Genomic DNA, 20,939 nt, shown 5'->3' with positions numbered 1-20,939 from the left:
CCGCTAGAAATCGATGAATGTCAACGCGTGGTGCAGAGAATGTGAAATCACCGCTCATCTCGTGGAATATCCGGACGCGGTCGAACGCGCCGTCGGCGGATCGGCCATCCGGCGGTGCTGTTCACGTATCGGCGCACGCCGTCCGGCGAGGCCCGTCCGGCGTGCGCCGGCCGGTGCGCCCTATCCGGGGGGCGCCGCCGGCCGGCCGAGCAGGGTCCGCAGGAACGCGAGCCCGTCGGTGGCCAGCCGGTCCTGGCTCGGGGCCAGCGGTCGCCAGATCGCCGCGGCGGTGGCGATGGTGCGGTTCTCGGCGGTGAACGACTCGATGCACAGCGGCCCGGTGTATCCGACCTCGTGCAGCGCCTGGACGATGCCGGGCCAGTCGAGGTGGTCGTTGCCCGGCGCGCCCCGGTCGTTGGCGCAGACCTGCACGTGCGCCAGTCGGTCACCGGCGGTGCGGATCGCCGCCGGAATGTCACGTTCCTCGATGTTCATGTGGAAGGTGTCCAGCGCGATGCCCAGGCCGGGGAGGCCGTCGACCACCTCGACGGTCTGCTCGGCGGTGTTCAGCAGGCTCGTCTCGAACCGGTTCAACGGCTCCAGCGCGAGGGTGACTCGCTGGTCGGCGGCCTCCTCGCCCAGCGGCGTCAGCCGCTCCCGCAGTCGGCGTACGGTCGCCGCCCGGGCGTCGCGGTCCAGCAGCCACGTCCGGCCGACCGGCGCGTAGATCGGGCCGGCCACCACGGTGGCCCCGACCCGGGCGGCGGCCCGGACGCAATGCCGCAGGTAGTTTCCGGTCCGCTCCACCACCTCGCTGTCGTCGGTGGTCAGGTCCCGCCCCGGAGGCATCACGGCGCACACGGTCGCGGTCAGGCCGAGCCCGGCCAACAGGTCGCCGGTGCGGTCCGGGTCCCAGTCGCCCGGCGACTCGATCGGCAGCTCGATGGTGTCGAAGCCCCAGTCGCGGATCCGGGGGGCCAACTCGGCCAGCCGTGCGTCGGTCAGGGGTGAGACCCAGATCCAGGTGTTCGCGCCGAGGCGGTGCACGCTGCGCTCCTTTCGAGGTCGTCGGTGCCGGCGTGGGTCTCGGGTCCGACCCACGCCGGCGGTGGGTCTACTGGTTGCCGCCCCAGTTCTGCGGGAAGCCGGGCATCTGCTCGCAGCCGCAGAGGGCGTAATGCAGCGGCGGGAGTTGGGGCAACAGGTACCGCGACAGGTTGTCCTGGGTGATGGTCGGCTGCGGCAGCACCCACTCCTTGGGCACCTGCCTGCCGGCCAGGATGTCCAGCGCCGCGAGAATCGGCGTACGCCACTGGTAGGTGGGGTAGGTCGGTGCGATCGCGGTCAGCTTCTTGTCCTGCCAGAGCCGCAGGAAGTCCTGCTGGTCCTCGCCGTTGATCGCGGGCACCTTCTGGCCGGCGTCCTCGAACGCCTCGGCCGCCGCCACCGAGGTGGCACCGGCGTCCATCCACACGCCGTCGATGCTGCCGTAGCGCTCCAGGTAGTCGTTGACGATGGTCTTCACCTTGGCCGCGTCGCCGTCGGTGAACTCCACCCCGACCACGTTCACGTCCGCCTTGTCGAAGATCACCTTGGCCGCCGACCAGCGGGTCTCCAACACGTCCACGCCCGGCAGGATCCGCAACGCCAGGATCCTGCCGTTCTTCTTGACCTTCCCCGTGAGGAACTCGGCGGCCGTGGCGCCGAAGGCGTACCCGCCGATGGGGTGGATGAAGGTCACCTGGCAGTCGGTGTTCACGCCGCGGTCGAAGACGATCACCGGCAGGCCGGCCTGGCAGGCCTTCTCCACCGCCGGGGTGAGAGCGGCCGTGGTGTTCGGCGAGACGATCAGCGCGCTGCACTTCCTGCTGGCCAGCAGGCCGTCGATGTCGCTGATCTGCTTGTCGTCCTTGCCCTCGGCGTCCACCGCGGTCAGTGCGGCGATCTCCGGGTGCAGCTTCGCCTCGGCCTGCATCGTGGTCCAGCCGACCACCCGCCACGGGTTGTTCACCGCCGCGTTCGAGAAGCAGATGGTGTGCCTGCCCGCCTTCCGGTACTTCGCGGTGTCGACGAGCTGCGGATTGAGCGCCTGCAGCCACGGTTGGTCCGCCGGCCCGGTCGGCGCGGTGTCGCGTTGGGCGATCTGCCGGTCGTAGTCGCCCTGCACGAAGAACGACGACTGCTGGCCGGTGCCGCTGCCGGCCGGGCCGTCGTCGTCCTCCTCCGGCGCGGTGGACGTGCAACCGGCGGCGGCCAGAACGGCGGCGCCGAGCACGGCGAGTCGGTATCGCATGGGACGTCTCATGGGCTTCTCCTCGCGACAGGTGAAGGCGCGGGCGTCAGCCGGATCGGCGGAGCCGGTGTGCGGCGTACGCGGCCGCGCCGATGATGATCAGGCCCTGCACCGCGTCACGCAGCGACTTGGCCAGGCCGAGCAGATTGAGCAGGGTGAACACCGACTGCAGGGTGAGCGCGCCGGCGACGGACGCTCCGACGCTGCCGCGCCCACCGCCGAGCACCGCGCCGCCGAGCACGACAGCGGCGATCGCCTGGAACTCGTAGCCCGCTCCGGCCTCGGCGGTGACACCGGTGAAGCCGCCGAGCAGGATCCCGGCCACCACCGCCGAGAGACCGGAGAGGACGAAGGCCGCGGTGCGCACCCGACGGACGTCGACCCCGGAGAGCGCGGCGGCCCGCGGATTACCGCCGGCCGCATAGACCTGGTGCCCGAAGCGGCTGTGCGACAGCAGCAACCACAGCCCGACCCCGACGGCGAGAAGGATCAGCACCGCGTACGGCAGTTGACCGAGCCGGGGCAGCGCGACACCGAACCGCCCGAACTGGCGGAAGTTGTCGGCCAGCGAGCCCCGCGGCGCGCCACCCGACCAGAGGAAGACCGCACCGCTGAGCACCAGCAGCATGCCCAGCGTCGCGATGAACGAGGGCACCCGCAGCCGGGTGGTGACCAGCCCGTTGACCAGCCCGACCAGCGCGCCCGCGGCGAGCAGCAGCGGGATCAGCCACCAGGTGTGGGCCGCGTCGCCGTCGGAGAGCCGGGCGGCCACCACCACGACGGCGGTGACCAGCGCCCCGACCGACAGGTCGAACTCACCGGCGATGATCACATAGACCTGGCCGGCGGCGAGCACGGCCAGGGGCGCGCAGCGGCGCAGGAACGCCAGGAACGGCGCCGGCTCGACGAAGGTGGGATTGCGCCAGGCGATCAGCAGGATCACCGCGGCCAGCACCAGCCAGATCGGCGGCACCGCGCGCAGCAGCCGCCGGGCCCGCGTGCCCGCCGGCTCCCCGGGAGGTACGGCGGGAGTCGGCGCTGCCGGCGACCCGGCGGTCGTGGTCATCTCAGAAGCTCCCCTCGTCGCGCCGGCGCAGGGCGTAGAGCGCCACCGCGCCCACGATGATCACGCCCCGGATCAGCGTCTTGAGGAAGGCGTTCACCTCGAACTCGTTGAAGACCTGGTCGATCACGGCGAGGATCAGCACGCCGGCCAGGGTGCCGGCCACCGCACCCCGGCCGCCGGCCAGCGCGGTGCCGCCGACCACCGCGGCGGCGATCGACTCCAGGTCGTAGCCGCCGTCCGGGCCGACCCACGGCGCACCCGAACGGAGCCGGCTGACCAGGAACAGCCCGGTCAACACGGCGGTCAGGCTGCACAGCACGTGCGCCAGCACCACGGTCCGGTCGGTGCGCACCCCGGAGAGCCGGGCCACCTCGGCGTTGCCGCCGACCGCGTACAGGTGGTAGCCGAACCGGGTGCGACGCAGCACGTACCACGCCAGCCCGACCACGGCGAGCAGCAGGAGCACCGCCACCGGCACCGGCCCGAGCGCGTTGTAGCCCAACGCCTGGAACTGCCGGGGGACCGAGCCGGTGAAGTTGGTGAACAACGCGTTGAGCACCCCGCTCATCACCAGCGAGGTGCCCAGCGTGGCGATGAACGCGTTCACCCGCAGCCCGGTGATGATCAGGCCGTTGACCAGGCCGATCGCCGCGCCGATGACGAGCGTGACGAGAACGCCGAGGACCATCCGGTCGGGGTCGCCCTGCATGACGAACGAGGCGCCGACGGCCGTCACGCTGACCAGGTACGCCACCGACAGGTCCAGCGAACCACCGATCAGCACGATGGTCTGCCCGACCGCCACCAGGCCCAGCGCGACCGACCGGACGGCCATGTTCTGCAGGTTGTCCACGGTCATGAACTGCCCGCCGTTCAGCTCGACCAGCAGCCAGGCGACCGCGAACACCCCGCCGAAGACCAGCCAGACCGGTGCGCTGGAGGCGGCGCCGGTGTCACGGCCCGACCGGAGTGGACGCAGCCGTCCGGGCATCGTCTCGGCGATCATGGCGTGCCGCCCTTCCTGCTCGCCCCGGCCGTGGCCCCGGCCCGGTCGGGCTCCCCGGTGGCCAGCAGCATGATCTCGGCCTCGCTCGCGCCGGCCGGCAGCTCACCGGCGACGGTGCCCTGGCGCAGCACCACGATCCGGTCGGCCATCCCGATCACCTCGGGCAGCTCGGAGGAGATCATCAGAATGGCCACGCCCGCGTCGGCCAGTTCCCGCATCAGCTCGTGGATGCTGGCCTTGGCGCCGACGTCGATGCCCTGCGTCGGCTCGTCGAAGATCAGCACCCGGGCCCCGGTCGCCAGCCACCGGGCCAGCACCACCTTCTGCTGGTTACCGCCGGAGAGGTAGCGCACCTCCCGGTCGGCGCCCCCGCGCAGCCGCACCCGGTCGAGCAGGTCACCCAGAGCGACCCGGCGGGCGGCGCCGCGACCCAGCGAGCGGGCGGCCAGCAGCGTGTTGTCGCGTACCGACCGTTGCAGCACCAGCCCTTCGCTCTTGCGGTCCTCGGTGAGCAGACCGATGCCGCGGCGGATGGCGTGCCGGGGCGAGCGCAGCCGGTGCGGTCTGCCGTCGATGGTCAGGGTGCCGGCTGTCATCCGGGTCGCGCCGAAGAGCAGCCGGGCCAGCTCGGTACGACCCGAACCGGCCAGCCCGGCCAGCCCGACGATCTCGCCGGCGCGCAGGTCCAGGTCGACGTCGCGCAGCAGGCCCGCTCCGGCGCCGGAGACGGCGAGCCGGACCGGACCGATCCGCTCCGGCGCGGCCCGCGGCGGGTAGTAGTGGTCCAGCTCCCGGCCGACCATCAGATGCACCAGCCGCCGGGTGTCCACCTCGGCGGTGTCCACCGTGTCCACCCGGCGGCCGTCCTTCAGCACGGTGATCCGGTCGGTGAGGTCGAAGACCTCTCGCAGCCGGTGCGAGATGTACAGCACCGTCAGCCCGTCCGCGCGCAGCCGGCGGATCCGCTCGAACAGGGCGTCCACCTCGTGCGGGCTCAGGGCGGCGGTTGGCTCGTCCAGCACCAGGACCCGTGGGTCGAACGAGAGCGCCTTGGCGATCTCCACGAGCTGTTGCCGCGCCACCGGCAGCCGCCCGGTCAGACCGCGCGGGGAGATCACGTCCTCGGCACCCAGGGTGGCCAGCAGCCGGGTGGCTGCCTCGTCCATGGCGGCCCGGTCCACGCCGAACCGGCGCCGGGGTTCCCGACCGAGGAAGATGTTCTCCGCGACCGTGCGCTCCGGGAGCAGGTTGAGTTCCTGGTGGACGATGCTCACCCCGGCGGCCAGCGCCTGCCGTGGGTGGTGGAAGCGCACCGGCGCGCCGTTCAGCTCGATCCGCCCCGCGTCGGGTTGGTGCACCCCGACCAGGATCTTCATGAGGGTGGACTTGCCGGCACCGTTCTCGCCCATCACCGCGTGGATCTCGCCGGTCCGGCACTCCAGGCGTACGTCGTCCAGAACCGTCACGCCGAAGAAACGCTTGCTGATGCCGTACATGCCGAGCACGACCGGGTCGGGCGGGCGAGGGTCAACGGTCATCCGGCCACCTCAACGGATCGACGACGGTGACATCGAACCCTAGGCATGGGGTGACGGACGTGTAAAGCAGAAGTTAAGCTCACTCCCACGGAACTTTTGCAGTTCTGACCAAAAGACGCGGGCCATCCGGCAGAAGGTGGATGGTCGGCGGTGTGCGGCCGCTCCGAACCCGACAGTGGATCGTGGTCAGACCCCGCTGGGCTGCCGGATGCCGAACCCGGGATTGCGCAGCAGCCACGCCAGGTAACCGGGATGCGGCGTCAGTGAGTCGCTGTACGCCTGCTTGGCCGTCGCCAGCACCATCTCGGCGCTCCGGGCGGCGGACGAGTCCGGGTGCCAGCCCAGCATCAACCGCCAGCGCAGCGGTATCCCGGCCAGCCGTCGGGTCACCAACCCCGCCACCGGGCGGAACGTCGCCTGGCAGAGCGCCACCGCCTCGCCCGCGTCCACCAGGTCGACACAGCCGCGCACGTCGGTCTCGTACACCTTGCGCGGGGTGAAGCCGGCGCGGGCGCAGGCGGCGGCGAAGCAGTCGCCGAAGCAGCCGTCGCCCGGCGCCGCCACCCACTGCTCGCGGCGCAGGTCCACCAGGCGCACCTCGTCGCGCCCCGCGAGCGGGTGGGTCTCCGGCAGCAGCACCAGCACCGGGTCGACGGCCACCTCCCGCCACCTCAGGCCGAACTCGGCCGACGGTACGGCGTCGCCGCACACCCCGGTGAGCGCGAAGTCCAGCCGGCCGCCGGACACCAACTGCGCCAACTCGTCCACCGACCAGGAGGCGTAGGTGGTGATCTGGGCCGTTGGCTGCTCGGCGGCCAGCCGGTGCACCAACCGTCCCAGGATCGGGCTGTTCACCCCGCCGAACCGGTACCAACGGGGCACCTCGGCGGCACCGGCCAGCCGGGCGGCCTCGTCCTGCAGGCCCTTCATGGCCGGCAGCAACACCCGGGCGCGGGCCAGCACCAGCTCACCGAGCGCGGTGGGCCGGGCGCCGCGCCGGTCCCGTTCGAACAGCGGCCCGCCCAGCGTCCGTTCGATGCGCTGGAGCTGGGCGGTGAGCGCCGGCTGCGCCAGGCCGAGCGCCGACGCCGCCTTGGTCACGCTCCCCGTCTCGGCGATCGCGCAGACCACCCGCAGGTGTCGCAGCTCCAGGTTCATAGAGTGACGGTAGGACCAGGCGGCAGCCGACGGAAGAGCCCAGGCGGATCGGCAGGAATGAATGCCTGTCCGAGTGTCGTCGCTCCTCAGCCGCGCGGCGGCTCCGGCAGGTCCGCCAGATAGGTGGGCCGCCGGGTGACCGCGTCGAGGACCTTGTCGACGACCCCCACCGCCGGCTCGACGATCCGGTTCCAGGGCGGGGTGGCCGGGGTGCCCGGGTGCGGCCGGGTGGGTGCCGCCTCCTGGGCGATCTCCAGCCGGTTTCCCAGCCGGATCAGCTCCTCCTGGGTGGCCACCTCGCGCAGCTCGGAAACCAGAGCTCCCACGCCGTCGACGTGCTCGCGGACCCGCGCGGTGACCTCGGTCAGCGTCTCGTCGGTCATCCCCTTGAGGGTGGCCAGCAGCGCGGCGTCCGCGGCGATCTCGGCGTCCACCCGCTCGGCGGCGCCCGGCAGCGCGGCCCGCACCGCCGGCAGCAGATACTGCTCCTCGGCGGAGAGGTGCCGCGACAGCGCGGCCGTGAGCACCGGCAACCCCGCCTGCGGAGTGGTGTCCGGACCGTTCAGCTGGGCCAGCAACTCCAGCAGCTGCCGGTGCTCACGGTCCACGATGTCGGCGACGCTGCGCCCGCCGGGCCGGAAGCCCTCCTCGGGCGTGGGCGGCAGCGGCGGCAGGGGAACGGCGGACATGGTGCCCTCCTCGACTGGCGGGCGGAAACGCCGGCAGGTCATGTGCGGTTGTCGGCGGCGGTACCCGCTCGGCCGCCCGCCGAAACCGGCACCCGGATCCGCCGCCCTGAATGCCCGGTGCGCCGCGCCGGTGCGCCGGTCCGCCGGCTCGGCCGGGCTGGTATGAAGAGGCGATGACGAGCAACGCCGCCCCACCCCGACCGGAACCCACCGCGGAGGTCGTGGACCTCTGCCGCGACCTGCTGCGCATCGACACCACCAACACCGGGGACAACGACACGAGCGTCGGCGAGCGCCGCGCGGCCGAGTACGTGGCGGAGAAGCTCGCCGAGGTCGGCGTGGAGTCCGTGCTGCACGAGTCCGCCCCGGGCCGGGCCAACGTGGTGGCCCGCATCCCCGGCACCGACCCGAGCCGGGGAGCGCTGCTGGTGCACGGGCACCTGGACGTGGTGCCCGCCGACGCCGACGAGTGGTCGGTCCACCCGTTCTCCGGCGAGCTGCGCGACGGCTACCTGTGGGGCCGGGGCGCGATCGACATGAAGGACTTCGACGCGATGGTGCTCGCGGTGGTGCGGCACTGGCAGCGCACCGGCGTACGCCCGCCGCGTGACATCGTGCTCGCGTACACCGCCGACGAGGAGGCGGGCGGCGACTACGGGGCGCACTTCCTCGTGCAGCGGCACCGGGAGCTCTTCGACGGCTGCACCGAGGCGATCGGTGAGGTCGGTGGCTTCTCCTACTCGATCAACGACAGCCAGCGGCTCTACCTCATCGAGACCGCCGAGAAGGGCCTGGACTGGCTGCGGCTGCACGCCAAGGGCCGCCCCGGGCACGGTTCGATGATGCACGACGACAACGCCGTGACCGCGCTCGCCGAGGCGGTCGCCCGGATCGGCCGGCACCGCTTCCCGGTGGTGGTCACCGACACCGTGCGGGCCTTCCTGCAGGAGGTCTCCGACCTGCTCGGCATCGAGCTGGACCCGGAGGACCCGGAGGCCGCCATCGCCAAGCTCGGCCCGATCGCCAACATCATCGGCGCGACCATCCGCAACACCGCCAACCCGACCCGCTTGGACGCCGGCTACAAGGACAATGTGATCCCCGGCCGGGCCAGCGCCACCATCGACTGTCGGAGCCTGCCCGGGCAGTCGGAGCTGCTGGAGCGGCAGCTGCGCGAGCTGGTCGGCCCGGACATCGCCATCGAGTACGTCCAGCGGCAACCCGCCCTGGAGACGACCTTCGACGGTGCCCTGGTCGAGGCCATGTCGGCGGCGCTGCGGGCCGAGGACGCGGGCGCGCGGCCCGTGCCGTACATGCTCTCCGGCGGCACCGACGCCAAGGCCTTCTCGCAGCTCGGCATCCGCTGTTTCGGTTTCGCCCCGCTGCGGCTGCCCGCCGACCTGAACTTCTCCGCGTTGTTCCACGGCATCGACGAGCGGGTTCCGGTGGACGGACTACAGTTCGGCGTGCGGGTGCTCGACCGGTTCCTCCGCACCTGCTAGCCGTGTCCGGCAGTTGCTGCCGGCGCGCAACCTCCCCATCGTGAAGGGACTGCCCCACATGACCGACCAGCACGGTGAGCTGGACGCCGCTCTCGAGCGGGTGATCGAAGCCGCCCGCCACCACCTGGCCGCCGTACGCGCCGCCCAGGGCCGCGTCGACGACGACGACGTCTGGCAGGCGTACGTGGCGTTGAACAACGCGTCCTACGCCTACGACGAGCAGCTGCTCGACGCCTTCGGCGAGGTGACGCCGTGGGACGTCGACTCGATCGACCCGGACGAGGCCGACGAGCGCTTCGGCGCTGCCGAGGGGGCCGAGTCCACCGATCCGCACCCCCGGGTCATCTCGGTACGCCAGCGCCGCGACTACCGGGTGCCGAGCGTGTCCGCGCTGCTGCGGGTCGCCGAGGCTGCTCGTCGCGAGGGCACTCCGGAGGACGACGAGCCGGCACCGGTGGAGGGGGTCGGCGAGGCGGTGCTGGAGCTGCTGCAGAGCGGCGACGGCTCGCTCGGCGCGCTGGACGTCCCCGAGCTGGAGCCGCTCGACGGGGTGGTCATGGTCAGCGAGGTGGGCACCCCGGTCGACCTGGAGTCGTTCGACGACGACGACCCGGCCGGCCCGTTCCAGCCGGCGGTCGACGACCGGCTGGTCGGGCGGCTCGATGAGCACCCGTTCCTGGAGCTCGACGACGATCACGACCACGCCGGCCACCAGCACTAGGCACGACGGCGCCCGGGCCCGATCACCTGCTGATCGGGCCCGGGCGCGTGCCGCCGGCCGGGCGTCCACCCGGCCGGGCCGCCCTCAGTACGACAGACCCGGCTGCGGGTGGTTGACCCGTCGCCGGCGGAGCACCACCTGCCGGGTGCCGTCGCGGAACAGCCGCACCCTGGCCAACTCCCATCCGGAGAACTCCGCCTGGATCGCCAGCTGCGCCGCGGCGGTCAACCGGTCGACGTTCGGCGGCAGCCGCAGCGGCGCGTATTCGTAGTCCATGCCATCCATGCTGCCCAGCCCAGCGGCGGTTCGCCACCCCCTGCGGGGTGACCGGCGCCGCTGCCACGGGTGGTTCGTGCCGCCCTGGGCGTCGACGCGTGTTCTTCGCCTCGCCGCCGGGCGCTACCCGGTCGGTGCGTTCACCCTGGAACGGCATGGCGCCGGACATCGATGTCGACGTGAACGCGACCCGTCGACTGGAGACAGCCGCGCGACAGGTCGCCGGTGCGTTGGCTGCCCTGGAGGGCCAGATCGCCTCGGCCGGTGACGTGCCGTCGGACGCCTTCGGCCATCTGCCGTTCGCCAGCGACATGCTCCGCGACAGGTACGCCGAGCAGGTCGCCGGCGGCGCGGAGCTGTTCGGCGCGCCGCGCCAGGGCGCCGAGCCCCGGCAGCCGCTGCCGTTGACCCCGGAGCAGGAGGCCTTCCGGGCGTTGTTCCGGCTGAGTCAGTTCCGGCCGCTGGCCGACCAACTCGCGGAGATCGCCTACCGTCGGCGGTACGTCTTCAGCGGCGACCTGGCCACCCTCGCCGGTAGCCTCCTGCTCTTCCTGGAGCGCTACACCGGCACGCCGCTGGCCGTGACCGACACGCACCTGCACCTGCTGCGGATGGGCCGTCGCCCGGACGAGGGGCGGCCCGACCGCCGGCAGCCCCGGGTGCTGTTGAGCGTGGAGCTGCGCCGGGTGACCCGCATCGACTGCGACCACGGCACCGCGCGGCTGATGCAGTTCCCGTCCACCATCGGGTTCGACGACGGCTCGTGGATCCGGATCGTCAACCCGGCGACCCGCGACGACCAGGCACGTTTTCTCGCCGCCGTCCGCGGCGTCGCGGGGCAGCGGCCGGAGATCTGAGGTCGGCGTTCCGGAGGCTGCCGCTAGCCGTCCCGCTCCGGGTAGCCAACCGGCACCGCGGACACGTCGTCCAGCGCGGTGGTGATCTCCTCGGGCAGGGTGATCCGCTCCACCTGGAGCGCGCCGAGCAGCTGCCCGACCGTCCGGGCGCCGAGGATCGGCGCGGTCACCCCGGGTCGGTCGCGGATCCAGGCCAACGCCACCTCCAGCGGAGACACACCCAGACCGCCGGCCGCGGTCGCCACCGCCTCCACGATGCTGGAGCAGCGCGGTTCCAGGTACGTCGCCACGAACCGTTCGAAGTGCGGCGAGGCGGCCCGGGAGTCGGCGGGACGCCCGTGCCGGTACTTGCCGGTCAGCACTCCCCGACCCAGCGGCGACCAGGGCAGCACGCCCAGGCCGAGCGCGTCGCACGCGGGCAGCACCTCCCGTTCCACGCCCCGCTCCAGCAGCGAGTACTCCACCTGGGCGGCGACCACCGGTGCCCGCCCCGGCCAGGCGGTCTGCCAGGCGGCCGCCCGCGCGGTCTGCCAACCGGAGAAGTTCGACACGCCCACATAGCGGACCTTGCCGCTGGCCACCGCGTGGTCCAACGCCGCCAGGGTCTCCTCCAGCGGGGTGTCCGGGTCGTACCCGTGCACCTGGAACAGGTCGACGTGGTCGGTGCCGAGCCGGCGCAGCGACGCGTCCAGCGTACGCAGCAGGTGCCCCCGGGAGCCGTCACGGCGCCGGCCGCTGCCCGGCCGCAACCCCGCCTTGGTGGCGATCAGCAGGTCGTCACGGGGTACGAGGGTGCCCAGCAACGAGCCGATCACCGACTCGGCGTCCCCGTCGCCGTACACGTCGGCGGTGTCGATCAGGTTGCCGCCGGCGTCCAGGTAACTCTTCAACTGGGCGGCCGCGTCGTCGGCGTCGGTGTCCCGGCCCCAGGTCATGGTGCCGAGCGCGAGCCGGGAAACCGCCAGCCCGCTTCGGCCGAGCGGTCGCTGTTGCATGGGTGAACCTTATTTCGAACCCGCCGCCACGGATATCCTCGCTCCCGTCATCTCTGCCGGTTCTGCCGGTTCCGCCAGCGGCGGATACCGCGACGGACGGGGGATCAAAGGTGTCGAGCCGGTGATCGGGTGCGTTATCGGCATTGCGTAACCTGGTGCGACCTGTGTCACGGATGGGGGAGGACCAGTGCGACTCGGGCTCAGCCTCGGATATCAGACGGCGTGGAGCACGCCAGCCGACCACCTGGCGTTGGCCCAGGAGGCGGACCGGCTCGGCTACTCGGTGGTGTGGGCGGCGGAGGCCTACGGCTCCGACTCGCCGAGCATGCTCGCCTGGATGGCTGGCCAGACCGAACGGATCGACGTGGGGGCCGCGGTCATGCAGATCCCCGCCCGTACGCCGGCCGCCACCGCGATGACGGCGGCCACCATCGACGCGCTCTCCGGCGGCCGGTTCCGACTCGGCCTGGGCGTCTCCGGCCCGCAGGTCTCCGAGGGCTGGCACGGGGTGCGCTTCGCCAAGCCACTCGCGCGGACCCGCGAGTTCGTGGACATCGTCAAGCTGGCCATCGCCCGCAAGGAGGTGGCGTACGACGGCGAGCACTACACGCTGCCGCTGCCGGACGGTCCCGGTAAGGCGCTGCGGTTGGGCTTCCACCCGCCTCGTGAGCACATACCGATCTACCTCGCGGCGGTCGGCCCGAAGAACCTGGAGTTGGCCGGCGAGATCGCCGACGGCTGGCTGGCCGTGTTCTACGCCCCGGAGTTCGCCGACGAGCAGCTCGCCTCGGTCAGCGCCGGGCGGGCCAAGGTCGGCAAGGAGTTGGCCGGCTTCGACGTGGTGCCGTCGGTGCCGGTGGTGGTCGGCGACGACGTGGCCAGTTGCGCCGAGTTGGTGCGGTGGTACGCCGCGCTCTACGTCGGCGGGATGGGCAGCCGGGAGCAGAACTTCTACAACCAGCTCGCCACCAGGATGGGCTACGGCGACGCCGCCCGAGAGGTGCAGGACCTGTACCTGGCCAAGCGGCAGCGCGACGCGGCCGCCGCGGTGCCGATGGAGTTCATCGACCGCACCTCCCTGCTCGGCCCGAAGGAGCGCATCGCCGAGCGGATGCGGGAGTACGCCGCCGCGGGCGTCACCACGCTGTCGGTGACCCTGTTCGTGGCCGATCGGGACAGCGGCGTGCAGACCCTGCGTACCGTCGCCGAGGCTCTTGATCTTTCGGGAGTCGGCGAGTGACCTGGGTCGAGGCCATCGTCCTGGGCATCGTCCAGGGACTGACCGAGTTCCTTCCGGTCAGCTCGTCGGGGCATCTGCGGATCACCTCGGCGATCTTCTTCGACCGTGACGCCGGCGCGTCGTTCACCGCGGTCACCCAGCTCGGCACCGAGGCGGCCGTGCTGATCTACTTCGCCAAGGACATCTGGCGGATCACCCGTACCTGGCTGGTCGGCCTCAGGGACACGTCGGTGCGCTCCAGCCTCGACTACCGGATGGGCTGGTACGTGATCGTCGGCTCGATCCCGATCGGGCTGTTCGGGTTCGTGTTCAAGGACCAGATCAAGACCGCCGGGCGCAACCTGTGGGTGGTGGCGACCACGCTCATCGTGTTCGCGTTCGTGCTGGCGTTCGCCGAGTACTGGGGCCGGCAGACCCGCACGCTGGAGAACTTCCGGATGAAGGACGGCGTGGTGATGGGTTTCGCCCAGGCCATGGCGCTGGTCCCCGGGGTGTCCCGCTCCGGTGGCACCCTCACCGCCGGGCTGCTGCTCAACCTGACCCGGGAGGCGGCGGCCCGGTACTCGTTCCTGCTGGCCATCCCGGCGGTGGTGATGTCCGGGGTGTTCAGCCTCGGGGACGTCTTCGAGCCGTCCGCCCCGGGCACGTCGGTGCCGTCCGTGGCCCAGACGATCGTGGCCACGCTGATCGCCTTCGGGATCGGTTACGCGGCCATCGCCTGGCTGCTGCGCTACGTCGCCCACCACACCCTGTACGTCTTCGTGCTGTACCGGGTGGCGCTGGGCACCCTGGTCCTCGCCCTGCTGCTGACCGGCGCGATCGAGGCCACCTGACCGATCGACGGTCCACGCCGCTTCCGGTCGAGCGGCACCGGCCCAAGCAGCAGAGACGCCGCTGGCCGGCACCCCCACGTGCGGGTGCCGGCCAGCGGTCAGGTCAACGCGGTGCGGGGTCAGCTGTTCCAGTACTGCCCGACGAGGTCGGCGGCCTGCTGCTCCCACTGGGCGTAGGCGTCCGGGTACGCCGAGACCTGCACGGTCTGCGCGGCGTCGGTCAGCGGCATGTCCTGCCATCCGTCGACCTGCCGCAGGCCCTTGAGGAACGCGGTGGTGGAGTAGGCGGGGTCGGTGATCTGCTCCGGCGTGCCCCAACCGGAGGACGGGCGCTGCTGGAACAGGCCCAGCGAGTCGTGGTCGTTCATGTCACCCAGGTGGCCCAGGTTCTCCAGCTTCGACTCCTGCAGGCTGGTGGCGATCGAGATGACCGCGGCCCGCTCGGGCAGGCCGGCCTTCTTCGTGGCGGCGATGATCGCCTTGGCGTTACCGGTCTGCTCGTCGTCGAGGTCGATGTGCGACTGGTCGCCCTGGGTGCCGTGCGGGATCAGCTTGCTCACGTCCGGCTTGTCAGCCCGCACCGCGACCGCGACGGGCCTGCCCTCGACGGGGGCGGCGGCGTGGGCGGCGATCGGGCCGGCGAACACACCACCGGCGAACGCGAGACCAGCAACGGACAGGACGCTCTTGCGCATGATCGTGTTCATGGGGGTAGCTCCTTCGGGGTAAGGACACCCGCGCGGGGGCGCGGGTGTGAGCACCTCGTCCGGCGCTGCACATACGGGGACGTCTTTCTGGCCGGCGGCCTGCGAGCGGGGCTCGCGGCGCGGGTCCGGGGATGACGACCGGAGGCCGGGATGCCGGCGGTGCTGCGATCGTCAGGGTGTGTAACGACGCCGGGCCCGCCCCGATTCCACCACCCGAGTGCACCAGGTCACAGTCCAAACACCGCATCGCGGACAACCTGTGCGAGTCGTGCCCTCCCGGACCGGGCGCCCCACCCGCACCGAGCGGCACGGCGTCCCGGAAACGGACGCCTCGGGCGGTCGGGAACACCGGGCGCCTGCCGGCGCTGAGCTGCCGGAGGTAGGCCCTAGGGTTGTCACCGTGGCGACCCTCCTGCTTCTGCGACACGGCCGTACCACGGCGAACGCCGACGGCGGCCTGGCCGGTCGGCAACCGGTCGAGTTGGACGAAACCGGGCGCGCCCAGGCTGCCGCCGTGGGTGAGCGGTTGCGGGGCGTGCCGCTGGCCGCGGTGGTGACCAGTCCGCTTCTCCGCTGCCGACAGACCTTGGATCTGGCGCTCCCGCAGGCCGCTCCGGTGGTCGAGGAGGGACTGATCGAGTGCGACTACGGCAGGTGGGAGGGGCAGCCGCTGAAGAAGCTCGCCAAGGAGCCGCTCTGGCCGGGGGTTCAGCAGCACCCCAGCGCGGTGGTCTTTCCGGACGGAGAGGCGATGGCGGCGATGGCGGCGCGCGCGGTGGCGGCGGTGCGGTCGTGGGACGCCCGTGTGAGCGCCGAGCACGGGCCCGAGGCGGTCTGGTTGGCGTGCAGCCACGGTGATGTGATCAAGGCCATCGTGGCGGACGCGCTCGGCGTACACCTGGATCTCTTTCAGCGGATCGTGGCCGACCCGGCGTCGGTGACCGCGATCCGGTTCACGCCGCTGCGGCCGTTCCTGGTGCGGCTCAACGACACCGGCGGCGACCTCGCCGCCCTGGTACCGCCGCCGCGTAAGCGGCGTCGACGGGCGACGCGTCCGGCGGATTCCGACGCGGCCGTGGGCGGCGGGGCTGGCGGGTCGTGATGACCCTCGCCGCGACGACGTCGGTCGCCTCGGGACGTACCGCGCCGGCGAGCCGGGACGCCGGGCGCCGGGCGGTGTCACCCCCACCCACCACGTCGGCGTGCGGTCAGCGGGCCGCCACGCCCGGGTCCAACCGCTGGTACGCCGGGCGCGCCGCCGCCGCGGCTATTCGGGTCGGTGGGGTGCGCGACGCCATGGCGGGCCGGATAGGGTCGTGGGTATGACCCACCAGGTGCACGCCTTCGAGCCGCCGGAGCGGTTCGTCGCCGGGACCGTCGGGGCGCCGGGGGAGCGCACGTTCTTCCTGCAGGCCCGCGGCGGCGGTCGGCTGGTCAGTGTCGCGCTGGAGAAGGTCCAGGTGTCCCTGCTGGCCGAGAAGCTGGAGGAGCTGCTGACCGAGGCGCAGCGGCGCTTCGGGGTGGACCTGCCCGAGCTGGCGGCCGTGATCGGCGACAACGAGCCGTTGGACACTCCGGTCGACGAGGAGTTCCGGGTCGGGACCCTCGGGCTGGCCTTCGACGTGGACACCGCGACCGTGGTGATCGAGGCGATCGCCGCCGGCGAGGCGGAGGTCGAGGTCGAGCTGGGCGACGACGACGACGACGAGGACGACGACGACGAGGACGAGGAGCCGGACGAGGACCTGGACCGGCTGCGGGTCCGTCTCACCCCGCAGGCCACCCGCCAGTTCATCGAGCGGGCCCGGCGAGTGGTGAACGCGGGCCGGCCCCCGTGCCCACTCTGCGGCCAGCCGTTGGACCCCGCCGGGCACCTCTGCCCGCGGCACAACGGTTATCACCGGTGACCTCGTCGGGCCTCCAGCCTCGCCAGGACGGCGACGCCGCGCTGCGGCTGTTGCGTGACGGCGCGATCGACCTGGAGGGGCGGCTGGTCGACGCGTCGAACACCACCCTCCGCGGCATCCTGACGCTGGACGGGCTCACCGCGCGCTGCGTCTACAAACCGGTCCGTGGCGAGCGCCCACTCTGGGATTTCCCGGACGGCACGCTCGCGGGCCGGGAGGTCTCGGCGTACCTGGTGTCCCGGGCCACCGGCTGGGATCTGGTACCCCCCACCGTGCTCCGGGACGGCCCGCTCGGGCCGGGTTCCTGCCAGCTCTGGATCGACGAGCCGGAGGACGCCGAGCCACTGGTCGGCTTCGTACCCGCCGAGGAGCTGCCGCCGCGCTGGTTTCCGATCGCCGCGGCCCGTGACGACGACGGCGCGGCGTACGTGCTGGCCCACGCCGACGATCCGCGGCTGGCCCGGCTGGCGGTGCTCGACGCGGTGATCAACAACGCGGACCGCAAGGGCGGCCACGTGCTGGTCGGCTCGGACGACCGGATCTACGGCGTCGACCACGGGGTGAGTTTCCACGTCGAGGACAAGCTGCGCACGGTGCTCTGGGGTTGGGCCGGCAAGCAGTTGCCGGTCGATGCCGTGGAGATGCTCGACGAGCTCGCCGGGCAGGTCGCCGGCGCGCTCGGCGACGAGTTGGCCGACCACCTGACGATCAGCGAGATCGCCGAGGTGGCCGCGCGCGTCGACCGGCTGCGCCAGACCGGCCGCTTTCCGCAGCCGCCGGAGGACTGGCCCGCAGTGCCCTGGCCGCCCATGTGAATCGCTGTCATTTTGATCACCCGTGGGGTCGCCCGGGGCGGTCGGAGGGCTGGTTAGGCTGAGGCCATGGAGTCTTGGGCGGGACACGAGGTGCCACGGCTGCCGGGCAGGGGCAAGCCGTTGGCGTTGTACGACTCGGCGCGACAGGGTGTCCACCCGAGTGAGCCCGTCGACGCGGGAAGCATGTACGTCTGCGGCATCACGCCCTATGACGCGACCCACCTCGGCCACGCCGCCACCATGATCACCTTCGACCTGGTGCAGCGGATGTGGCGCGACGCCGGCCGGCCGGTGCGTTACGTGCAGAACGTCACCGACATCGACGACCCGCTGCTGGAGCGGGCCGCCCGCGACGGCGAGGACTGGGTGGTCCTGGCGATGCGCGAGACGGCCCTGTTCCGGGAGGACATGGAGGCGCTGCGGATCATCCCCCCGCAGCACTACGTGGGCGCGGTCGAGTCGATTCCCGACATCGCCGACAAGGTGCAGGTGCTGCTCAAGGACGGTGCCGCATACCGGCTCGACGACGGCACCGGCGACGTCTACTTCGACATCTCCTCGACGCCCCGGTTCGGCTACGAGTCGAACCTGACCCGTGAGCAGATGCTGGAGGTCTTTCCGGAGCGCGGTGGCGACCCGGACCGCGCCGGTAAGCGCGACCCACTGGACCCGCTGCTGTGGCGCGGCATCCGCGAGGGCGAGCCGTCGTGGCCGGGTGGGGAGCTGGGTCCGGGTCGCCCCGGCTGGCACATCGAGTGCGCGGTGATCGCGCTGAACCTGCTCGGCGACCGGATCGACGTGCAGGGTGGCGGCAACGACCTGCTGTTCCCGCACCACGAGGCGTCCGCCGCGCACGCCGAGCGGCTGACCGGTCAGGCGCCGTTCGCCCAGCACTACGTGCACGCCGGGATGATCGGCCTGGACGGCGAGAAGATGTCCAAGTCCCGCGGCAACCTGGTCTTCGTGTCCCGGCTGCGCGCCGACAAGGTCGACCCGATGGCGGTCCGCCTCGCGCTGCTGTCCGGGCACTACCGCAGCGACCGTACCTGGACCGACGAGCTGTTGGGCGCCGCACACGAGCGGCTGGCCCGCTGGCGGCAGGCTGCCGCCGCGCCCGCCGGGCCGTCCGGGGCCGAACTGCTGGCGGGGGTACGCGACCATCTCGCCGACGACCTCGACACCCCCGGTGCCCTGGCGGTAGCCGACCGCTGGGCCGACGCGACCCTGTCGGGCGCAACCGACGACCCCGACTCCCCACCCCTGTTCGCGAAGACCGTAGACGCCCTCCTCGGCATCCACCTCTAATCCCCACCCCGGGGTTCCACCGGGTCGATCACTGACGGTGGATTCGATCTCCAGCCGCCTCGTCAACCTCACGATCGACTGAGGTGGTTGGAGTGGGGGTGGGTGCTGGGTCAGGCCAGGATCAGGCCGGGGTCGGGTTCCGGGTCGGGGGTTGGGCCGGGGATCTGGTACTCCTCGGTGAGGGTGGTCATCGGGCCGGGCCAGGTCGCCTGGGCGACCTCGATCGGCTTGCGGCGGCCGTCGTACGCGACGTGCAGCAGGTGCAGCACCGGGGTGTCGGGCCGGATCTGAAGGGTTTCGGCCTCCTCCCGGCTGGGCTGGCGGGCGCTGATCGTGTCGGTGGCCGAGACGTAACGTCGCCCGGTGACCTCCTCGGCCTCCTGGTAGAGCGGTCGACCGAACGCCTCGGCGCGCTCCAGGCTGGTGCCGGCGGTGTCGGCCGGCAGGAACCAGGACGCGCCCACCTCCACGGGGGAGTCGTCGGTGCGTACCAGGTGCCGGCGGCAGAGCAGGTCGGTGCCGTCGGGCACCCCGAACGCGTCGGCCACCTCGGCGGGGGCGGGGGTCCGGCCTACCGAGACGAGTTGCTGGCGGTACCGGGCGGCCAGGTCGGTGTGGTAGCCGCGGAAGCCGCCGTACCGGCCGCGGGAGAGCCGGTTGAGTCGGCGGCGGGTGCCCCGGACGTACGTACCGGAGCCGGGCTTGGTGATCAGGATGCCCTCGACCCGCAGCTGGTCGACGGCGCGTTGCACGGTCTGCTTGGCGACCCCGAACATCTCGGCGATGGCCGGAATGGACGGCAGCCGTTCGCCCGGCCCCCAGTCGCCACGGCGGACCTGCGCCTTGAGCTGCGTGGCGATCTGCCGGTGCGGAAACTCGGCGGCTCCGGGATTGATCTGCATACCCGCCTCCTTGATCACATCTAGGTTCCTAGGATGCCCTAGAGGGTGTGGCGGCGCTACCCCGGACACGCGCGGGAGACAACGAAAGCGGGCCTCGGACACCCCAGGGGGGTCCGAGGCCCGCTCAAGAACGGGGGAGGAGCGCTACCAGGAGCCCGCCGTAGGGCCCGCCGAACCGCCCCGGCGCCGCAGGTACTTCTCGAACTCCTGCGCGATCTCGTCACCGGTCAGCGGGGTGATGCCCTCGTCGCCGACCCGTTCCTCCAGCTCACGCACGTACTCACCGAGCTCGGCGTCCTGCTCGGCGGCGTTGCGCACCCGCTGCTCCCACTCGGCGGCCTCCTCGGCCAGGTCGGCCATCGGCACCGGCAGGTCGACGACCTCCTCGACCCGGTGCAGCAGGGCGAGGGTGGCCTTCGGGCAGGGTGGGTTGTTGGCGTAGTGCGGCACGTGCACCCAGAACGAGACGGCGTCCACCTCGGCGCGGGTGCACGCGTCGTGCAGTACGCCGACGATGCCGGTCGGCCCGTCGTACCGGGTGGGTGTGAGCTGGTAGCGCTCCGCGGCCTGGGCGTCGGAGGCGCTGCCGCTGATCGGCAGGGGTCGGGTGTACGGAACGTCGGCGAGCAGCGCGCCGAGCAGGACCACCCGCTCCACCTCGAGGCTGTGGCAGATCTCCAGCACCTGCTCGCAGAACGTCCGCCAGCGCATGCTCGGCTCGATGCCCCGGATCAGCACCACGTCGCGCTCGGTGCCCTCGGGGCTGGCCACCATGAAACGGGTCGTCGGCCACTCCACCCGGCGGGTCTCCCCGTCGGCCATGGTGATCGTGGGGCGGCTGACCTGGAAGTCGTAGAAGTCCTCCGGATCCAGCTCGGCGATCTGCCGGGCGTTCCAGACCTGCTCCAGGTGCTCGACCGCCGCGGTGGACGCGTCGGCGGCGTCATTCCAGCCCTCGAACGCGGCGATAGCCACCGGGGACCGCAGCACCGGCAGTCCGTCGAACTCGGTCACGCCGTCACCTCACCCTGCTCATCGCGGCCGGCACCGGGACCGCGCCCGGCCGTCGGGCCGTAGGGCACGGCCGTGTCCCTGTTGTGCTTCACGTCCGTCAGCCTACGTGCCAGGC

The 20,939-nt window shown here is 72.1% G+C and carries 21 protein-coding genes; 9 read left to right on the top strand and 12 right to left on the bottom strand.

Features of this window, described 5'->3' with window-relative positions; genetic code table 11:
• Positions 1-180: 180 nt before the first annotated feature.
• From ACLJN9_RS02870 to ACLJN9_RS02840, 7 genes are all read right to left on the bottom strand, one after another.
• The gene (locus ACLJN9_RS02870; RefSeq protein ID WP_410809379.1) at positions 181-1,047 is read right to left on the bottom strand and encodes a sugar phosphate isomerase/epimerase family protein; all 867 of its coding nucleotides are present in this window, start codon (positions 1,045-1,047) and stop codon (positions 181-183) included.
• 67 nt (positions 1,048-1,114) lie between these two features.
• Positions 1,115-2,305 (bottom strand): ABC transporter substrate-binding protein, encoded by a 1,191-nt coding sequence (locus ACLJN9_RS02865; protein ID WP_410809378.1) that lies wholly within the window; start codon positions 2,303-2,305, stop codon positions 1,115-1,117.
• 34 nt (positions 2,306-2,339) lie between these two features.
• On the bottom strand, positions 2,340-3,359 hold the full coding sequence (locus ACLJN9_RS02860; protein WP_410809377.1) for an ABC transporter permease: 1,020 nt from the start codon (positions 3,357-3,359) through the stop codon (positions 2,340-2,342).
• 1 nt (position 3,360) lies between these two features.
• Positions 3,361-4,365: an ABC transporter permease gene (locus ACLJN9_RS02855; protein ID WP_410809376.1), complete on the bottom strand. Its 1,005-nt coding sequence runs from the start codon at positions 4,363-4,365 to the stop codon at positions 3,361-3,363.
• Positions 4,362-5,903, bottom strand: a complete 1,542-nt coding sequence (locus ACLJN9_RS02850) for a sugar ABC transporter ATP-binding protein (RefSeq protein WP_410809375.1) — start codon at positions 5,901-5,903, stop codon at positions 4,362-4,364. The genes ACLJN9_RS02855 and ACLJN9_RS02850 overlap by 4 nt, the downstream gene beginning before the upstream one ends.
• 186 nt (positions 5,904-6,089) lie before the next feature.
• Positions 6,090-7,061: a LysR substrate-binding domain-containing protein gene (locus ACLJN9_RS02845; RefSeq protein WP_410809374.1), complete on the bottom strand. Its 972-nt coding sequence runs from the start codon at positions 7,059-7,061 to the stop codon at positions 6,090-6,092.
• Between the two features lie 86 nt (positions 7,062-7,147).
• A complete protein-coding gene (locus ACLJN9_RS02840; RefSeq protein WP_410809373.1) occupies positions 7,148-7,750 on the bottom strand; it encodes a hemerythrin domain-containing protein in 603 nt (200 codons plus the stop codon).
• 173 nt (positions 7,751-7,923) lie between these two features.
• Between ACLJN9_RS02840 and ACLJN9_RS02835 the strand changes: the two genes are divergently transcribed.
• Together ACLJN9_RS02835 and ACLJN9_RS02830 are read left to right on the top strand one after the other, a co-directional pair.
• On the top strand, positions 7,924-9,252 hold the full coding sequence (locus ACLJN9_RS02835; RefSeq protein ID WP_410809372.1) for a M20/M25/M40 family metallo-hydrolase: 1,329 nt from the start codon (positions 7,924-7,926) through the stop codon (positions 9,250-9,252).
• A gap of 58 nt (positions 9,253-9,310) precedes the next feature.
• Positions 9,311-9,973, top strand: coding sequence for a hypothetical protein (locus ACLJN9_RS02830; RefSeq protein WP_410809531.1), 663 nt, complete (start codon positions 9,311-9,313; stop codon positions 9,971-9,973).
• 84 nt (positions 9,974-10,057) lie between these two features.
• Here the strand turns inward: ACLJN9_RS02830 and ACLJN9_RS02825 are convergent, their stop codons facing one another.
• Complete coding sequence (locus ACLJN9_RS02825) at positions 10,058-10,249, bottom strand: DUF5703 family protein (protein WP_252414786.1); 192 nt, start codon at positions 10,247-10,249, stop codon at positions 10,058-10,060.
• Positions 10,250-10,404: 155 nt separating this feature from the next.
• On the opposite strand from ACLJN9_RS02825, the gene ACLJN9_RS02820 reads away from it, so the two are divergent.
• The gene (locus ACLJN9_RS02820) at positions 10,405-11,106 is read left to right on the top strand and encodes a hypothetical protein (protein ID WP_410809371.1); all 702 of its coding nucleotides are present in this window, start codon (positions 10,405-10,407) and stop codon (positions 11,104-11,106) included.
• Positions 11,107-11,129: 23 nt separating this feature from the next.
• Here ACLJN9_RS02820 and ACLJN9_RS02815 read toward each other — a convergent pair whose 3' ends face one another.
• Complete coding sequence (locus ACLJN9_RS02815) at positions 11,130-12,101, bottom strand: aldo/keto reductase (protein ID WP_074309625.1); 972 nt, start codon at positions 12,099-12,101, stop codon at positions 11,130-11,132.
• Positions 12,102-12,288: 187 nt separating this feature from the next.
• Here ACLJN9_RS02815 and ACLJN9_RS02810 point away from each other — a divergent pair, with 187 nt between their 5' ends.
• Together ACLJN9_RS02810 and ACLJN9_RS02805 are read left to right on the top strand one after the other, a co-directional pair.
• Positions 12,289-13,341, top strand: a complete 1,053-nt coding sequence (locus tag ACLJN9_RS02810) for an LLM class F420-dependent oxidoreductase (protein ID WP_410809370.1) — start codon at positions 12,289-12,291, stop codon at positions 13,339-13,341.
• Entirely contained in the window at positions 13,338-14,174 is an 837-nt protein-coding gene (locus ACLJN9_RS02805) for an undecaprenyl-diphosphate phosphatase (protein ID WP_410809369.1), read from the top strand. The genes ACLJN9_RS02810 and ACLJN9_RS02805 overlap by 4 nt, the downstream gene beginning before the upstream one ends.
• 119 nt (positions 14,175-14,293) lie before the next feature.
• On the opposite strand, the gene ACLJN9_RS02800 is transcribed toward ACLJN9_RS02805, so the two are convergent.
• Entirely contained in the window at positions 14,294-14,881 is a 588-nt protein-coding gene (locus ACLJN9_RS02800; RefSeq protein ID WP_410809368.1) for a hypothetical protein, read from the bottom strand.
• A gap of 370 nt (positions 14,882-15,251) precedes the next feature.
• On the opposite strand from ACLJN9_RS02800, the gene ACLJN9_RS02795 reads away from it, so the two are divergent.
• The 4 genes from ACLJN9_RS02795 (at position 15,252) to mshC (ending at position 18,908) form a co-directional block, all read left to right on the top strand.
• Positions 15,252-15,983, top strand: coding sequence for an MSMEG_4193 family putative phosphomutase (locus ACLJN9_RS02795; RefSeq protein WP_410809530.1), 732 nt, complete (start codon positions 15,252-15,254; stop codon positions 15,981-15,983).
• A 220-nt stretch (positions 15,984-16,203) separates the two neighbouring features.
• Positions 16,204-16,788 (top strand): DUF3090 domain-containing protein, encoded by a 585-nt coding sequence (locus ACLJN9_RS02790; RefSeq protein ID WP_410809366.1) that lies wholly within the window; start codon positions 16,204-16,206, stop codon positions 16,786-16,788.
• Positions 16,785-17,603, top strand: a complete 819-nt coding sequence (locus tag ACLJN9_RS02785; RefSeq protein ID WP_410809365.1) for an SCO1664 family protein — start codon at positions 16,785-16,787, stop codon at positions 17,601-17,603. Before ACLJN9_RS02790 ends, ACLJN9_RS02785 begins: the two co-directional genes overlap by 4 nt.
• Positions 17,604-17,669: 66 nt before the next feature.
• Complete coding sequence (gene mshC, locus ACLJN9_RS02780; RefSeq protein ID WP_410809364.1) at positions 17,670-18,908, top strand: cysteine--1-D-myo-inosityl 2-amino-2-deoxy-alpha-D-glucopyranoside ligase; 1,239 nt, start codon at positions 17,670-17,672, stop codon at positions 18,906-18,908.
• A gap of 110 nt (positions 18,909-19,018) precedes the next feature.
• On the opposite strand, the gene ACLJN9_RS02775 is transcribed toward mshC, so the two are convergent.
• On the bottom strand, positions 19,019-19,810 hold the full coding sequence (locus ACLJN9_RS02775; protein ID WP_410809363.1) for a GntR family transcriptional regulator: 792 nt from the start codon (positions 19,808-19,810) through the stop codon (positions 19,019-19,021).
• Positions 19,811-19,954: 144 nt separating this feature from the next.
• Positions 19,955-20,824 carry a PAC2 family protein gene (locus tag ACLJN9_RS02770; protein ID WP_410809362.1) on the bottom strand — a complete coding sequence of 290 codons (870 nt, stop codon included), beginning with the start codon at positions 20,822-20,824 and terminating at the stop codon, positions 19,955-19,957.
• Positions 20,825-20,939 lie beyond the last annotated feature (115 nt).

Source organism: Micromonospora sp. 067-2 (assembly GCF_046549295.1).
In the GTDB taxonomy this organism is placed as follows: Bacteria; Actinomycetota; Actinomycetes; order Mycobacteriales; family Micromonosporaceae; genus Micromonospora.
This window is presented reverse-complemented; position numbering and strand designations above follow the sequence as displayed.

Excerpts from the sequence above, each read along its gene's own strand:
- ACLJN9_RS02850 (WP_410809375.1), bottom strand. The coding sequence starts at position 5,903 with ATGACCGTTGACCCTCGCCCGCCCGACCCGGTCGTGCTCGGCATGTAC.
- ACLJN9_RS02825 (WP_252414786.1), bottom strand. The coding sequence starts at position 10,249 with ATGGACTACGAATACGCGCCGCTGCGGCTGCCGCCGAACGTCGACCGG.
- ACLJN9_RS02820 (WP_410809371.1), top strand. The coding sequence starts at position 10,405 with ATGGCGCCGGACATCGATGTCGACGTGAACGCGACCCGTCGACTGGAG.
- ACLJN9_RS02855 (WP_410809376.1), bottom strand. The coding sequence starts at position 4,365 with ATGATCGCCGAGACGATGCCCGGACGGCTGCGTCCACTCCGGTCGGGC.
- ACLJN9_RS02845 (WP_410809374.1), bottom strand. The coding sequence starts at position 7,061 with ATGAACCTGGAGCTGCGACACCTGCGGGTGGTCTGCGCGATCGCCGAG.
- mshC (WP_410809364.1), top strand. The coding sequence starts at position 17,670 with ATGGAGTCTTGGGCGGGACACGAGGTGCCACGGCTGCCGGGCAGGGGC.
- ACLJN9_RS02775 (WP_410809363.1), bottom strand. The coding sequence starts at position 19,810 with ATGCAGATCAATCCCGGAGCCGCCGAGTTTCCGCACCGGCAGATCGCC.
- ACLJN9_RS02865 (WP_410809378.1), bottom strand. The coding sequence starts at position 2,305 with ATGAGACGTCCCATGCGATACCGACTCGCCGTGCTCGGCGCCGCCGTT.
- ACLJN9_RS02800 (WP_410809368.1), bottom strand. The coding sequence starts at position 14,881 with ATGAACACGATCATGCGCAAGAGCGTCCTGTCCGTTGCTGGTCTCGCG.
- ACLJN9_RS02840 (WP_410809373.1), bottom strand. The coding sequence starts at position 7,750 with ATGTCCGCCGTTCCCCTGCCGCCGCTGCCGCCCACGCCCGAGGAGGGC.
- ACLJN9_RS02790 (WP_410809366.1), top strand. The coding sequence starts at position 16,204 with ATGACCCACCAGGTGCACGCCTTCGAGCCGCCGGAGCGGTTCGTCGCC.
- ACLJN9_RS02815 (WP_074309625.1), bottom strand. The coding sequence starts at position 12,101 with ATGCAACAGCGACCGCTCGGCCGAAGCGGGCTGGCGGTTTCCCGGCTC.
- ACLJN9_RS02835 (WP_410809372.1), top strand. The coding sequence starts at position 7,924 with ATGACGAGCAACGCCGCCCCACCCCGACCGGAACCCACCGCGGAGGTC.
- ACLJN9_RS02860 (WP_410809377.1), bottom strand. The coding sequence starts at position 3,359 with ATGACCACGACCGCCGGGTCGCCGGCAGCGCCGACTCCCGCCGTACCT.
- ACLJN9_RS02830 (WP_410809531.1), top strand. The coding sequence starts at position 9,311 with ATGACCGACCAGCACGGTGAGCTGGACGCCGCTCTCGAGCGGGTGATC.